Below are 15,179 nucleotides of genomic sequence, written 5' to 3' on the forward strand. Positions count from 1 at the left end.
CATAAATTGCTTGAGCTGACACACTAAATTATTTAGCAGGCAAACATATACAGAGGGGGGGTTACATGGTCAAACCGACCTGTACACACTTGAGACACAAAGTTAACACTAAATAAACACCAGAGCGGTAAAAACAAACGCATTGCAGGATATTTATACAAAATGTAGCGTTTTGTACAAAATACGATTACAGAAACAAAGTAAGTAGTGAAAACAGCTAGGGAAAGGCATCCCTAGCTGCTAAAAAATTAGAAGTTATAACGAACCGAAAGTGCAAGGTCTGAGTAATCATTTGCATCACGATAGCTTGCGCTGACAAGCCAAGCTGGTGTAAAGGCATAGTTAGCCCCCACATGAAATACAGCATTATTTTCGCTCTCTTCGTCGTGCAAACGCTCGTAGCCAACGCCAGCGTTGATCTCAAATGAATCAGTTAATAGATGTCTGATTTGCGCGTTAGCAGACAAAATATCTGCGGTTTCTGAATCAGAACCACTCTGTGAAAAGCTATTAAAAGTTTGATCTTGATATGATACGACTTCTTTAAAGTCAAAATCTGATTCTATTTTTAACTGGCCAATCTTTGCAGAAAAATCAACTTTAGTGCGATCTGATAGCGAATAAATATAGCCTAAACCAATTTCGTAACGGGTCATATCGATATCATAGTCGTAAGAATAAGATACGAGTGTGTCACCTAAATAATTATTATTGCTATCGTAAACACCCGAACCACTGAAATCGGAACGTGATGTTAAATCGTCATTTAAAATTGAATAGTGGCCTGTTACATACCAGTTCTCAGCAAACTGTTTACTGAAGCTAAAACCAAAGCCTTTCAGAGATAACTCATCGATATCATCAATTTCTGTCTTTTTATATCCAGCTTCAACATAGTCATAGCTTAATGGTGAAGTGTTTTCTGCCATTACAGCAGTAGAAGCAAGTGACAACGCGCAAGCAAGAAGAGTGAATTTCATTGTTTAATCATCCTAATTATAAATCGTGGACAATCTACCAAAGCGAGCAAGGACCCGCAATGGAAACAATATTCGTTTTTGTAGTCTAAATGTAAGAAACTGTTAGAGTCATTAAAAAATTAAGTGAGTAGTTATGTAGTATTTAAACTTCGTTAGCGACAAGTTTTAACCACAAAGTGATTAACTGATACTGTTAATTAATATTAGTTAAATAAAGGCAGAGAACTGGTTTTGGTTCGTGGGCGAGGTAGCCGCTTGATAAAAATTAGCAATACGTGCGGCACGCTCGTCTACTTCAACATCACGCTTTGCTGTTTTGGTTTCGCTGGTTTGAGTAGCACTATCTTCGGCATACTCACTGTTTATTTTGAAGGTCGATTTGCCTGAGTCAGCATCGTCATCAACTGATTGACTGGCAAGCTCAGCTTGCGCTGCCATAAGCTTTTGTGTGGCATCGGCAGCAATTGAGCGATCAGCACTTGAAGGCTCTTGAGGTGCAAGCGCAGCTGCACGCACCGTCTGCATTTTTTCAATTGTAGCTTTTGGGTCACCTTTAATTTCAGCAACATCAATTTGCACCTCGCCGCCCACGGCATAGTTTGTACCATCTGGGCCGCGTTGATACTCATAGCTTGGTGAGCCAGCATATTGCCCTCCTACCGCTGCATGCGCTTGTTCATGAATACGAACTTCGGTATCGCGGGCTTTTAGCTCTTTAATCTGCTCAGTGTCTTGTTGCTCTTGCTCTGCAACCTTTTGCTCTTTTTGCTGCTCTTGTTTAGCTTCTTGCTGTTCTTGCTCTGATTGTTCAGGCTCGCCTTGTTCGCTACCTTGTTGGCGCTCTTCAATCACTTTGTCTTCAGCTAGACGACCTTTAGCATCATACGTACCAGCTTCAGAACCTGGCTGCTTGGTTTTGTCGCCATCATTCAAGGTTTTATTTTCTGCGTTACTCGGCTTGGTAGCAGCAGGAGGTGGGATCACTTCACGTAACTGATTATCACGGCGAGCACTTTCGGTGTGCACATTCGCTGTGTTGATATTAACCGAAGGAAACGGAGTGACGATATTCATAAGTACTAAACTTTAATATCTATTAATGTACCCAGCACTTCATCAGCAGTCTGAATCGTGTTGATATTAGCTTTTGCATTAAACTCTTCAACTTTTAAATTAACAAGCGACTCATCGATTGGGGCAGGTTGTGAAACTGGCGGAGTTACAGCTTCATTTGGAGTTGCCGCTTGTAATTGGCGTTGTTGAGCTAATTGGGCATCATCTTGCTGATCAATTGAGGCACGGCTAATCTCAGCGCTCGCCTTTTCGATACCTTGGCTTGCACGGTTATAACCTTCTACCGCATTATTAAAAACAGAACTGATTGGCATAACACCCTCCAACAGTGAGATCTACCCGTTAAGTATCGCTCATAAAACGAGCAAAATAAAGCTAAATCCCGCTATTTTTCTGGCCTCTCAGCGAGTTTTGCTTAACACATTGATTTCAGTGCTGATATAAATGCCGCTTTATGTGAAATAAAAGGCGCGTGTGAGGCCTTATCTAAAACTTCATATTCAAACTGAGGTTGTAAGGCATGCATTTTTTCAATCGCTCGATAAGGTACTAATGAATCTAAGCGACCGAAAATACCACGCACAGGTACGCTAAGGTTAGCGAATAGCTCACGTAAATCATCCTGCTGTAAAATGTCTAAGCCCGCACTTAAAGCTTGCTCTTGAGGCGCTGGGTATTGGTTCAAAAGTGCTTTTAATTGCTTAATGTCATCTCGCGCTGATTCACTGCCCATCGCTTGTATCGCCAAAAACCGTTCTATCGTTTTTTCTCTATGGCTAACCAGCTGATCTTTAAATGCATTTAATACGTCAGGTTTGATACCCGGCCATTCGTCGGTTTGCGCAAAAAAGGGGGTTGAGGCAACCAATACAACCTTTGCGACTTTGTCAGGCCAATGTGCTGCAATATACAAGGCAAAAAGCCCGCCCAACGACAAGCCAACAAGAATAGACTTTTCATTTAGCTGTGTACTTAGTTGCTCAGCTGCAGCGTGCAAAGTGTAAGGTGTGGGAATAGACTGTGCGTTACCAAAGCCAGGTAAATCGAGGCAACGGACTTCACCATCATGAAAAAACTCTAGCTCAGGTTTGATCACTTGCCAAACCCCTTGGTTCATTCCCCAGCCATGTAATAGCACCATCTCATTTTGCATATTTTGTATTTCCCAACCACACTTAGCGCTCATAATAGCGTTTAAAGGAATGAATGCAATGTCTCACTTACCTCACACCTTAAAACTAGGGCTAGACGCACTATTCCCCAACTTTTGCATTAGCTGCCAGAATCACATACAGACTGATCAAGCTTTGTGTCAGTATTGTTTAGATGACCTCAATTTATTTGACCTTACACACCATCCAAACCTGTTACATCGACCTGATATCTGTGATGCATTTCCTGATAGTAATTTTGATCATCTAATTGCCTGTGCTTGGTATCAAGCGCCTTTTAAACTTTGGCTCAAGCAATTGAAGTTTAATGACCAGCAGTATTTTCGTGTGGCGCTACAACAAGTAATACAGAGGCAGCTGCAATTAGCTCATCAAGTTAATTCAAGTTGGCCCGATCTTTTTATTGTGCTACCACTACATAATCAACGCTTTTTAGCGCGCGGCTTTAATCAGGTAAGCCAAACTTGGCTGCCTGTTTTGAAAAACCAGCAATGTACTGTTAGCTCAGCTCTTTACAAGCAAAAAGCAACCAAAGCGCAATCACAGTTAAGTAAAGCGAAGAGAGTTAAAAATCTACAAAATGCCTTTGTTTGTCAGCAAGATTTAACAGGAAAAACCGTGGCGATTATTGATGATGTGATGACCTCTGGCGCAACCATAAATGCTGCGACAGAAGCCATAAAACATGCAGGGGCAAAGCAAGTATGGGCTATGCTCACTTGCCTAACGGGGTTAGGCAACCTGCATTATGATTAATTGTGATTACTTATCACCAGAGGCATGAAAGGCATTACCAAAAAATAAGGCATTGCTTAGTAATCGACTCGTGCCGTACCAGTAACCACGGAATACAGGGTTATCTGTCATGCCTATCACACTGCCTTTGCCATATGAATGCGCAATGAGGCCTGCCGCGCCCGCGACTTGCTCTACATTTACGTCATCAGTAAAGCCAGCTAGAAGCGGTTTATCTGTGTAAGTAAGCACATTAACAAATGGGGCATCTGACTTCTCAAGTAGCCAAGTGCTATTCTTAAATACAGGTAATGTATTACGGTTAAGCGAATACGTAAGTGGATGAGATAAATCCACTGAGGTATTAAAAATTGCACCGGCAATACGCTGACGACCTGCTAAGTCATCTTTATCAGCATAAGTAAGTCCTGTTGTATCAAAGGCACTGGCTACATCGCGGCGAGATAAGTAGTTTGCTTTTAGTAGCTGCTGATCAGCTAAGAACTTAGCACCACCTTTATGACCCCAAATAACACCGCCTTTACGAACCCACGACTTAATAGCCACTTTAGTCGCATCATCAAGGCGATTGAAATTTCCGTGCGCTAAAATAATATGGCTGTAGTTCTCAAGGTCGATGTTACCTAAGCGCTCCATTTCGATAATGCTTGGCGCGGTGCCTACAAAACGATCTAAGTAATACCACACTTCACCAAGCTCATACTGGCTAGTTCCTTGACCACCCACGAGTAATACTTTAGGCGCTTTCACAACCGCCATTGCACGAGAACCTAAATCAGCACCTTTAACCGTTAAGCCCGAACTAATTGGCGTAATTTCAATGCCAAACTCATTCTGTGCTTGGTTTAAATAACTAACCCAGTTGCTATCAGTTTGCAGACCAGCAGGAACAAGAATACTACCTGGTTCAAACGCTATTTCACCTGATGGTGTTTTTGCTGTGAGTGGACTTAATGCCACGCGTGCTTTCACACCTTGCTCGAGTAAGCTATTAAGCATTTTTGGTGCTAGGTAATCATCCCATTTAAATGCATAGGCATAGCTTTGCGGTAATGCTGCAAAGCTTGACTTAACACTTTGCTGCCAAGGCATTTTTGCCACATTTAAGCCCCAGTTGCTGCTTACCTTTGCAAATTCTAAATTAAAGGCATGAGCAAGTGTCCAGCCAGATACATCATAAAACGTATTATCAACAAAACGCTGTTGCTCACTGAAAATCGCTTTAATTAAACGAAATTGTGGCTGTGCTAATGGCACATAATAGCTCTGCTCAGAAAAGCTTTGACCGTTTACTTTTAGCGGCTCTTCTAACATGTACGCATTGATTTGATGTTGTCTAAGTAAATCAAGGAAGTATTGCATGCGGCTTTGATCAGCGCCGCCTTTGACAACATACCCTTTAAAGTCTTCATCACCAGCAAGATCAACTGCTTTGTTGTAAAATTTTGCTTGATAATCAAGTAAGTCTGTACGGTTATCAATCGCCGCTTGGAACGTCGATAAGCTTGTTAATAACTGATTTTTAATCGTAAACGGGAAGCTTAACGGGCCGTTAATAGTTTCTTGTAAGTGACCACGCGAGCTCGCTTGTTCAAATAAGATGCCTACACCGCCATTGACGTCTGGGTAAGTTGAGCCTTTACCATAGTAAAAGTCATCAAAGCTTTCTTCTGTGAAGTAAAGTGCATTGTGCTCATCAAGTGTTTTTGCATGATAGTTTGCAATTGCTTTAGTCAGCGTGACATTTTCTTCAGGCGTAATTGGGTGCTTACGAGTTGGGATCCCTGGTTGGAAAAAGTAAGTGCTGTTTGGGCCCATCTCATGGAAGTCAGTTAGGATATTCGGTTTCCATTGGTGAAACTGTGCAATACGCGCACGCGATTCAGGGTGCTGCAGTAACAACCAGTCACGGTTTAAATCAAACAAGTAATGGTTAGTACGACTGCTTGGCCAACTTTCGATATGCTCGCGAGTTTGTGGATCTGATGATAACTTCATGCCACGGTTGCTGTTTGCCCAATTTGCAAAACGCGCTAAGCCATCTGGGTTTAATGATGGGTCTAGTAAAATAACCGTGTTGTTAAGTAAGGCGTCGATTTCTGGCCCCTGTGCAGCTGCAAGGTAATACGCAACGAGAAGCGATGCGTTGCTGCCTGATGATTCATTACCGTGAACACTGTAACCCATCCAAACAACCGCAGGCTGTTTGCTTGAGTCACTTTCCCCACCATTTAGGCGAGCTAAATGCGCCTTGCGGATTTGCTCAACTTGGCCAAGTTTGTCGGACGCTGTAACCGTTAGCATCACCAGTGGACGCTGCTCATGAGTGCGACCGATTACTTTAAAATTCATTCGGTCACTTTTTTCAGCAAGAATTTGCATATATTGCACAAGTTGATCGTGACGTACATGCCACTCACCCACTTCGTAGCCTAACACCTGCTCAGGAGTCGGAATACTTGGGTCAAATTTTACATCTTGTTCAAAGTAATAAGAAAGAGGTTTTGCTAATGCGCTGACGCTCACTAGCATGGTTAATATTGTTATTATGAAACGCATAGATAGCACCTGTAATTATTTGATGTTTTAACGCTACCATTCGATAAAATAGATGCAACTTTTTACGCTCAACACTGGCGACAATACGATGAGCGGAGTATGATACACAGTATCCGAGTAATTGAGAGCGTGTTGACCTTTCAGGATTAGAATTTGTTCAACCTAGGAGCGCCTTAATTACGGCGCGAGGACTGTAGCATAGTAGTTCTATGTAAAGTCCGAGCAACACAGAGTAAGGCGCTCCTAGGCAGAACCCTGTGGGCAGTGCGTGTTTGGTATTTATACTGCGTTATCGCACGACTCATGTAGAAAAACTACACTTCGCGTGCTCCGCCTTGTCTAAATCCCAAACTCGCTGCTGCAAATCTAATCTCGAAAAGTAAACGCGCTCTAGAAAGTATAGTCCGTTTTATGATCTCTATTTCTGAATCTGCACAATCTCATTTTGCTAAACTTTTAGCAGACCAAGCTGAACAAACAAACATTCGTGTGTTTGTAGTAAACCCAGGTACTTCGCAGGCTGAGTGTGGTGTTTCTTACTGCCCAGAAGACGCCGTTGAAGCGACTGATATTCGTCTACCATTCAATGGTTTTGATGCCGTTGTTGATGCAGAAAGCGCCCCTTTCTTAGAAGAAGCTGAAATCGATTTTGTAACTGACAAAATGGGTACTCAGTTAACGCTTAAAGCGCCGAATGCAAAAGCACGTAAACTTAGCGACGATGCATCACTGCAAGAACGTGTTCAACATATGCTTGAAACCGAAGTGAATCCACAGCTCGCTAACCACGGCGGCCAAGTTAGCCTAGTAGAAATTACTGCTGACGGTATCGCGGTGCTGCAATTTGGCGGTGGCTGTAACGGTTGTTCAATGATTGACGTCACACTAAAAGAAGGCATCGAGAAAGAAATGATCGCCAAGTTTGACGAAATCAACGGTGTAAGAGACATTACTGATCACCAATCAGGTGAGCACTCTTACTACTAACCGGTATATTAAGCATGCTTAAAAAATGGGTATTTCGCTTAGGCAGCGACCCCAAGTTAAGCTTAAAACGCTTTCTTCGCGGCCTAGCACTGTTTGTGCTAGCCGTGATTTTTATTGCCATAGGTTACTATGGACCCGCACTATTTCAATTAATTGGCCTAGTCATACTAGCTGTGGCTTTATTCTTTGCTGGTTGGGGCTACTTAGGTATTTTTGCCAACCGCTTTGCGCAAGTTTTAGAGCGCTCGTCTCCCAAAAATCACGACCCTGATTTGTGGAAGTAATTTAATCTAATAATTGCTGATTATTGACAATTTTACGGTAGCGAAACCACAACGTTAACCCGCGCATTAGCATAAAGCTGGTCATCGCAAACCACAAACCATGATTTTGCCAGCTACTCACTACCCAAAACAGTCCAAAAAAGCCCACTAGAGCACTAAATAGCATAGTATTACGCATGTCTTTAGCACGGGTTAAACCGACAAATACGCCATCAAATAAAAAGCAGCCCATTGCCGCGATAGGCAATATAATCACCCAAGGAAGATAAACCGTTGCAAGGCTGATAACTTCAGGCACATCGGTAAGTAAGCGAATAATTGCCTCGCCAAATAATAAAAATATAAGGCTATAAAACACCGCAAATAACCCACCCCAAAACAAGCTCAAATTAACCCATAACTTAATCTGCTTAGCGCTGTGCTCACCTTTCGCTTTACCGACCTTTGCCTCACTTGCATAAGCAATACCATCAAGCGCAAAGCTCACCAACATTAAAAAGTTTAGCAACACGGCATTAGCCGCTAAGGTTGTTTCGCCGATACGTGCGCCATAAAAAGTCATAAAGCTAAAACATAGCTGGAGTGCTAATGAGCGAATAAAAATATCGCGATTTAAGCTTACTAAATCAAGTAACTTAGCAACACTTAACCAGGCTTTCACAGCAAGGTTAACACCTTGTTTTTTAGCTAGTTGTGCAACTAACATAAGTGCAAAAGCAAGGGCGATATAATCAGCGATTAAAGACGCCCACGCAGCTCCAGCCACACCCCAATCAAGAAACACCACAAAATAAATATCAAGCACAATATTGGTTATATTGGTGATAAGTAATAAATAGAATGGCCCGCGGCCATAATGAACACCTAGCATCCAACCAAGTAAAACCAAGTTACACAAAGCAGCGGGTGCACTAAAAATACGAATCGAAAAATAGCTATTTGCTTGTTCTAAAACAGCTTCATTCGCATTTGATAAATATGCCATTAAGGATTGAATAGGTATACTCAGCGCTATTAATAACAGCGCTACCGCTGTTGCTAGTAACAAGCTGCGCTTTAATAGCTCAGCAAGTAAGGTGTGATCGCTTTTACCATAGGCCTGGGCAACTAATCCTGTGGTGCTCATGCGCAAAAAGCCTGCTAGCCAAAATAATAACGAGATAACTGCTGAACCGAGCGCTATACCAGCTAAATAGTGAGCGCTTCCTAAGTGGCCGATTACAGCAGTATCAACTAAACCTAACATTGGCACGGTAATATTTGATAAAATCATCGGACCGGCTAATAACAGTAAACTTTTATGGTGTGCCTTATGACGTTTAAGAAAATGTTTCATTTAGTATTTGCAGTCCTGTTATGTTTATCTTTGCGTGCCCATGGCGCAGTCATTCTACAGTATCACCACGTCAGTGAAAGCCTTCCTGCGGTAACCAGTGTCAGCAGCGAAACATTCACTGAACACATGCAATATTTAAAAGATAATAACTTCAACGTTATTCCACTAGATGAACTCATTACCTCGTTACAAGCAGGCCAACCGCTAACAGATAAAACCGTCGCAATAACCTTCGATGATGGCTACAAAAATAACTATGAAGAAGCTGCGCCCATCTTAGAAAAATTTGACTATCCGTACACTATTTTCGTAAATCCCGAGCTAATTGATGAAGGCAAAAGCTATGTAATGACGTGGCAGCAGTTAAAGGAGCTATCGAAAAAAGGCGCCTTAATTAGCAACCACACACAAGTTCATAATTACTTACACCGCAAACAACCAGGCGAGACTGAAGAAGTATGGCTTGCACGTACTAAAAAAGATATTTTATCTGCCCAGCAGCGCATTAAAGAAGAAATTGGCCATGATTACAAATACCTTGCTTACCCTTATGGCGAGTTTAATAATTCACTGCAACAACTAGTAAAATCGCTAGGATTTGTTGGTATAGGTCAGCATTCAGGGGGTGTAGGTATCCATTCTGACTTTACCCGGTTACCACGCTTTCCGGCATCGGGCTTTTATTCAAAGCTTGATACGCTTGCCACTAAACTCGACTCTCAAGCATTCACTATCAAACAGCTCACCTATTCAGATAGCGTGACGGACGAAAACCCGCCAAGTTTAAGCATTCAATTTGATATGCAGGACTTTCATAAAAGCCAGTTTGCTTGTTATGTCTCTGGTATTGGCCAAGCAGACTTAACTTGGCTTAGTAAAGATACGGTGAAGATCACATCACCTGAAAAGCTGAAAAAGGGCCGCTCTCGCTTTAACTGCACGGCCCCTTCTATCGCGAAGAAAGGCCGCTATTATTGGTTCTCTCAACCTTGGGTTATTGTATCTTAACGGCTTGTTTTAGCATTTGCGCTGTGACTTTATCTAGGCGAACCACTTCATTAGCCGCATTAAGCTCTACAGCGGCTTTTGGCATGCCCCATACCACTGACGACAATTCATCCTGTGCTATGGTGTAAGCTCCTGCTTGATTTAATGCTAATAAGCCTTGCGCGCCATCGCTGCCCATACCGGTCAATAACGCCGCTACTGTCGCTTTAGGGCAAGCAACAACGAGGGAGTTAAATAGCACATCAACTGCTGGACGATGGCGATTAACCAGCTCGCTCGAATCAAGCTGGCAAAACAAGCCGCCTGCTTTTTTTACAACACTCAAATGCTGATCGCCCGGTGCAATATACGCCCAGCCTGGTTGTAGCTTATCACCATGCTCAGCTTCTTTTACGTTGATTTTGCACGTTCTATCCATGCGCATTGCAAACGAGGTACTAAATACTGGAGGGATATGCTGTGTAATAACAATCGGTGGGCAGTTTTCTGGCATACGCACGAGCACTTCTTTAATTGCTTCTGTGCCGCCTGTTGAAGCGCCTATGGCAAGCACGCTGTTTGCCTTAAATTGCAATGCTGTTAAAGAGCTGTCGTCTTCAACTTTTGTTTCTTTAAAAGCGCGCACTCTAGCGCCAGCTGCAGTACGCACTTTTTGATGTAATAGATGGGCATAACGCTGAAGATTTTCAGTGACATTGATGGTTGGCTTAGCAATAAAGTCAACAGCACCAATTTCGAGGGCTTCTAGTGTGATTGGTGAGCCTTTTTGAGTCAGTGTAGAAATCATCACAACTGGCATAGGACGAAGGCGCATCAAGTTTTTTAAAAAACTTAACCCATCCATTTTCGGCATTTCGATATCTAATGTTAAGACATCGGGATTAAGGCGCTTAATTAAATCTCGGGCTTGATAAGGGTCTTCTGCCGCACCAACGATTTGAATGTCTTGCGCTTGCTCGAGAACTTCCTTGAGTAAACCACGGATCAAAGCAGAATCATCAACTATGAGTACTTTGATCATATGCTCTCCTAAAATAATTCAATATCCGTTTCTGCATCTTGCTGCTCAATATCGTGTAGGTATTTAATTTCACGTTTTTCGAGTTTATCAGAGTGCAGTTCACGCATTTTTTTGACCTGAGCCTTGCCTGTTTGCGGATCAAACATCACCTTACGTGGCCAAGGTCCGCCAACATCATGGGATACTAAGTCCAAACCCTCTTCAAGTATATAGGCATTTGCAAAACGAATGTTGCCAACACCAATATCTGTCATTGAACGGATTATTTTCCCGCCGCCAAACAGTTTTACTTTGAGGTTGCGCCTAGAAGCACCATTTTTTAGGATTTCATTGATCAAGTATTCCATTGCCCAGTTACCATAACGACAGTTAAGGCTGTGTGCGTTGCTCGCATCAACGCCTTTTTCTGCTGGCAGCATAAAGTGATTCATTCCACCAATACCTAAGCCTTCATCGTAAATACACGCAGCAATACAAGAGCCCAGCACCGTTGTAATTAGCTCATCAGACTTGGAAACATAAAACTCGCCTGGTAATACTTTAGCAACCACTTTATGGCGCTTGCCATCCCAAAACCGTTTAACGTGCTCAAAACCAGACAATACAGGTTTAAAATGACTACTCATAGACCACCTTTTTGATAGATAGTTTGGCCTAAATTCTTAAACTCTTTGTGGTCCTTACCCAGTGTTTCGGAATGCCCCAAGAATAAATGACCTGAATCGGTCAACAAATCGTAATAACGCTTAAATAGAGTATCTTTCGTCGGTTTATCAAAATAGATCACTACATTGCGACAAAAAATAACATCAAATGGCCCTTTCATAGGCCAGCTCTGTAATAAGTTTAGTCGTTTAAAGAAAATATTCTTTTGTAGTTCAGGTTTTACTTTATATAACTGACCATCATGACTTTTTAAAAACCAGCGCTTAAGTTGGCTTTTGTCTAAACCATTCACATTAGCTGCGGTATAGGTGCCAGCCTGTGCTTTAGCGAGCACATTTGAGTCTAAGTCAGTAGCTAGGATTTTCACATCCCAATCAGATGGAAATAGACTACTCAAGGTCATAGCAATGGTATAAGGCTCTTCACCGGTTGAGCAACCAGCAGACCACACCCTTACGCGCTTTTGTTTAGCATTACTAACTAGCAAGTTGGGTACTATGGTATTTTTTAAATAACTAAAGTGATGTGGCTCACGAAAGAAAGAAGTCAGGTTAGTGGTTATGGCATTAATAAACTCACTAAATTCTTGCTCTTTATTCTCTTCAAGAAAGTCTAAATATTCTTTAAAGTTCTTAAGTTTATGTTGGCGAATACGTCTTGCTAAGCGCGAGTAAACCATCTCGCGCTTATGCTCAGCTAAAACAATGCCGCAAGCATCATACACTTGTGACGAAATAGCTTTAAAGTCACTATCCGTTAGTAAAAACTCTTTCATGTGCTTGACCCTGCAGCTGTAGCATTAGATGCAATTAACTAGTTAGAATTTAATTGGGAAGAGTTTTAAAACTCTTCCCACTCATCACTAGGATCAACAAAGTTATTGCCTTTTGGCGCTGAACGCACTGGTGAGCTTGGCTGTTTATCTGCAGGCGCAGAGCTTGCGCGGCTAGTAATATCCATCTCGTTATTTGATAACGAGAAGAAGTTTAATAAGCGGCGCATATCATTCGCTTGCTCTGCCATGGATTCACCCGCGGCAGATGCTTGCTCAACTAAAGCAGCATTCTGCTGGGTCATTTCATCCATTTGGGCAATGGCTTTATTGACCTGCTCAATACCAGAGCTTTGTTCTTCAGATGCTTGGGCAATATCAGAAATCATTGCAGTAACTCTTTGTACTGCAGTAACAATTTCTTGTAATGTTGAACCTGATTCATTAACGAGTAATGTACCATCTTCAACTTTGCCAACACTATCTCGGATTAATTCTTTTATTTCTTTTGCTGCAGCTGCTGATCGTTGCGCTAAGTTACGAACCTCACCAGCAACAACCGCGAAACCACGACCTTGCTCACCTGCTCGTGCAGCTTCGACTGCCGCATTCAGCGCAAGTAGGTTTGTTTGGAAAGCAATTTCATCAATGACACTGATGATGTCTGCAATCTTCTTACTTGATTCATTAATTGCCGACATACTGGTTACAGCGCGATTTACAACTTCGCCACCTTTTTGTGCTTTAGTACGTGTTTCTTCAGCAAGTTCATTCACTTCTTTAGCATTATCAGCATTTTGACGAACCGTACTGGTCATCTCTTCCATGCTTGATGCTGTTTCTTCAAGTGATGAAGCCTGCTCTTCAGTACGTTGACTTAAATCAGCATTACCTTGTGAGATTTCTTCTGCACCACTAGCAACCAAGGTTGCTGAGGTATTAATGCGATTAATTACTTCTGTAAGCTTATCAGCCGTGGCATTTGCATCACGTTTTAGCTTATCGAATGAACCTTGATAGTCTTGCTCAATACGTTTTGATAAGTCACCGTTCGCCATAGCATCAAGCATATTGCCTGTGTCTTTTACTGCATCATCAACGATGCTGACAAGACTATTCAAGCCCTGCGCTAGACGTAAGAAGAAACCTTGTTTACCCGCTTCTTCAACACGGGCTTCTAAGTCACCATTCCCCGCTGCAGCAACGAGACCAGCAATTTCTTTTTCAATCGCCACTTCAGCAGTTCTGTCTTCCCACTCAACAACCGTACCAATACGTTCATTCTCAGGGGTAAAAATAGGGTTTGCGACCAAACCAAAAGTACGACCGCCAACTTGAATTTCAGTGCTGTAAGTACTGCTTAGCTTAGCAAGCATATTGCGTTGATGTGCTGGATTCTTGTGGAATACATCGATATTTTGACCCACTAGATTATTACTATTGAAGTTAGGTAAGTCTTTACGTAAGTCACTTTCAGCAATTTTCATCATGTTCAGAACAGCGTCGTTCATGTAAATGATGTTGTTGCCAGAATCTGCAATCATGGTATTAGTTGCCACGCGGTCTAACGCGCGTCGAACACGAAGATTCTCTTCTGCTTCACGTTTTTCAGCTTCCGCTTTATTTACGCTATCAGTAATATCTTGCCACTCAACAATAGTACCTAAACGCTTACCAGATACGCTCACCCAAGGTGTCGCAATCAAGCTAAAAATAAGCCCCGCCAAACGCAATGTGGTTTTGTATGGTTCAGATAATGTTTTTAGTAATTCACGTTGGTGTGATGGTTGTTTATGAAAATCATCAACACACGTACCCACTAAATTCGCCACAGAGAAGCTAGGTAGCACTGTTTGTAACGCTGATTCGCGAGCTTGCAGCATTTGCTTTACTTGCTCATTAACGAAAACAATTTTTAAATCGTTATCGGCAATCATCACATTAGCTTGGCAAACACGCAGTGCATTAGATAAATCAGCATCACGCTTTGACTGACGTTCAAGTTCTTTTTGTGGTGTGATGTCAGTCGCAAATTTGATAACTTTAGTAACATTACCATTACTATCAATAATTGGGTTATAGGTACCTTGGATCCAAACTTGTTTGCCATTTTTACCGACACGCTTAAATTCATCAGTGAAGAACTCACCGCTGCGTAATCGCTGCCAAAACTGTTGATATTCTGGGCTTTGTGACTCTTTTTCAGCAACAAACATAGAGTGGTGTTGCCCTTGGATCTCTTCGAGTCGGTAACCCATGGTGTTTAAGAAATTAGCATTGGCAGTAATGATCTGCCCCGACGGTTGAAACTCAATCATCGCTTGCGACTTTTTAAGTGCCGCAATAACTAAATCATTTTCCGACTCAACATTTTTAGGACTGCTAAACCATCCCATACCCTTCACCTTCTTGTTAATCTACCCAGTTAAATGTCCATTGTTTTTTGTAGGTCAAGTAATGCGACCATTTTCTCACCCACATTGACACGGCTAGCGCATTTTAATCCCAGATTCTAACAGGGTTGAGCGATAATCATCGTCTAGCCCTGCCATTTTCTTTTTTCT

At 42.1% G+C, this 15,179-nt stretch carries 14 protein-coding genes; 4 read left to right on the forward strand and 10 right to left on the reverse strand.

Going from position 1 to position 15,179, the window contains the following annotated elements; translation table 11 throughout:
* Positions 1–248: 248 nt before the first annotated feature.
* The 4 genes from HUS62_RS08545 to bioH form a co-directional block, all read right to left on the reverse strand.
* Positions 249–980 (reverse strand): outer membrane beta-barrel protein, encoded by a 732-nt coding sequence (locus HUS62_RS08545; protein ID WP_175079166.1) that lies wholly within the window; start codon positions 978–980, stop codon positions 249–251.
* Between the two features lie 207 nt (positions 981–1,187).
* Entirely contained in the window at positions 1,188–2,054 is an 867-nt protein-coding gene (locus HUS62_RS08550) for a putative metalloprotease CJM1_0395 family protein (protein ID WP_175079167.1), read from the reverse strand.
* 5 nt (positions 2,055–2,059) lie between these two features.
* Positions 2,060–2,368: a hypothetical protein gene (locus HUS62_RS08555; protein WP_054554434.1), complete on the reverse strand. Its 309-nt coding sequence runs from the start codon at positions 2,366–2,368 to the stop codon at positions 2,060–2,062.
* Positions 2,369–2,469: 101 nt separating this feature from the next.
* Positions 2,470–3,207, reverse strand: coding sequence for a pimeloyl-ACP methyl ester esterase BioH (gene bioH / locus HUS62_RS08560; protein ID WP_175079168.1), 738 nt, complete (start codon positions 3,205–3,207; stop codon positions 2,470–2,472).
* A 58-nt stretch (positions 3,208–3,265) separates the two neighbouring features.
* On the opposite strand from bioH, the gene HUS62_RS08565 reads away from it, so the two are divergent.
* Positions 3,266–3,982, forward strand: coding sequence for a ComF family protein (locus HUS62_RS08565; RefSeq protein WP_175079169.1), 717 nt, complete (start codon positions 3,266–3,268; stop codon positions 3,980–3,982).
* A gap of 6 nt (positions 3,983–3,988) precedes the next feature.
* Here the strand turns inward: HUS62_RS08565 and HUS62_RS08570 are convergent, their stop codons facing one another.
* The gene (locus tag HUS62_RS08570) at positions 3,989–6,541 is read right to left on the reverse strand and encodes a M14 metallopeptidase family protein (RefSeq protein WP_175079170.1); all 2,553 of its coding nucleotides are present in this window, start codon (positions 6,539–6,541) and stop codon (positions 3,989–3,991) included.
* Between the two features lie 411 nt (positions 6,542–6,952).
* Here HUS62_RS08570 and nfuA point away from each other — a divergent pair, with 411 nt between their 5' ends.
* On the forward strand, positions 6,953–7,528 hold the full coding sequence (gene nfuA / locus HUS62_RS08575) for a Fe-S biogenesis protein NfuA (RefSeq protein WP_054554437.1): 576 nt from the start codon (positions 6,953–6,955) through the stop codon (positions 7,526–7,528).
* Positions 7,529–7,542: 14 nt separating this feature from the next.
* On the forward strand, positions 7,543–7,812 hold the full coding sequence (locus tag HUS62_RS08580) for a hypothetical protein (protein ID WP_054554438.1): 270 nt from the start codon (positions 7,543–7,545) through the stop codon (positions 7,810–7,812).
* Between the two features lies 1 nt (position 7,813).
* Here the strand turns inward: HUS62_RS08580 and dinF are convergent, their stop codons facing one another.
* The gene (gene dinF, locus HUS62_RS08585) at positions 7,814–9,148 is read right to left on the reverse strand and encodes an MATE family efflux transporter DinF (protein ID WP_175079171.1); all 1,335 of its coding nucleotides are present in this window, start codon (positions 9,146–9,148) and stop codon (positions 7,814–7,816) included.
* On the opposite strand from dinF, the gene HUS62_RS08590 reads away from it, so the two are divergent.
* On the forward strand, positions 9,125–10,156 hold the full coding sequence (locus HUS62_RS08590; protein WP_258536738.1) for a polysaccharide deacetylase family protein: 1,032 nt from the start codon (positions 9,125–9,127) through the stop codon (positions 10,154–10,156). The genes dinF and HUS62_RS08590 overlap by 24 nt on opposite strands.
* On the opposite strand, the gene HUS62_RS08595 is transcribed toward HUS62_RS08590, so the two are convergent.
* The 4 genes from HUS62_RS08595 to HUS62_RS08610 form a co-directional block, all read right to left on the reverse strand.
* Positions 10,143–11,177, reverse strand: a complete 1,035-nt coding sequence (locus HUS62_RS08595; RefSeq protein ID WP_175079172.1) for a chemotaxis response regulator protein-glutamate methylesterase — start codon at positions 11,175–11,177, stop codon at positions 10,143–10,145. The two genes, HUS62_RS08590 and HUS62_RS08595, sit on opposite strands and share 14 nt — an antisense overlap.
* An 8-nt stretch (positions 11,178–11,185) precedes the next feature.
* A complete protein-coding gene (gene cheD, locus HUS62_RS08600) occupies positions 11,186–11,803 on the reverse strand; it encodes a chemoreceptor glutamine deamidase CheD (RefSeq protein ID WP_175079173.1) in 618 nt (205 codons plus the stop codon).
* Positions 11,800–12,618 (reverse strand): protein-glutamate O-methyltransferase CheR, encoded by an 819-nt coding sequence (locus HUS62_RS08605; protein ID WP_175079174.1) that lies wholly within the window; start codon positions 12,616–12,618, stop codon positions 11,800–11,802. The genes cheD and HUS62_RS08605 overlap by 4 nt, the downstream gene beginning before the upstream one ends.
* Before the next feature lie 65 nt (positions 12,619–12,683).
* Positions 12,684–15,011, reverse strand: coding sequence for a methyl-accepting chemotaxis protein (locus tag HUS62_RS08610; RefSeq protein ID WP_175079175.1), 2,328 nt, complete (start codon positions 15,009–15,011; stop codon positions 12,684–12,686).
* Between the last annotated feature and the right edge of the window lie 168 nt (positions 15,012–15,179).

It is taken from the genome of Pseudoalteromonas sp. 0303 (genome assembly GCF_013349995.1).
Lineage (GTDB): Bacteria > Pseudomonadota > Gammaproteobacteria > Enterobacterales > Alteromonadaceae > Pseudoalteromonas.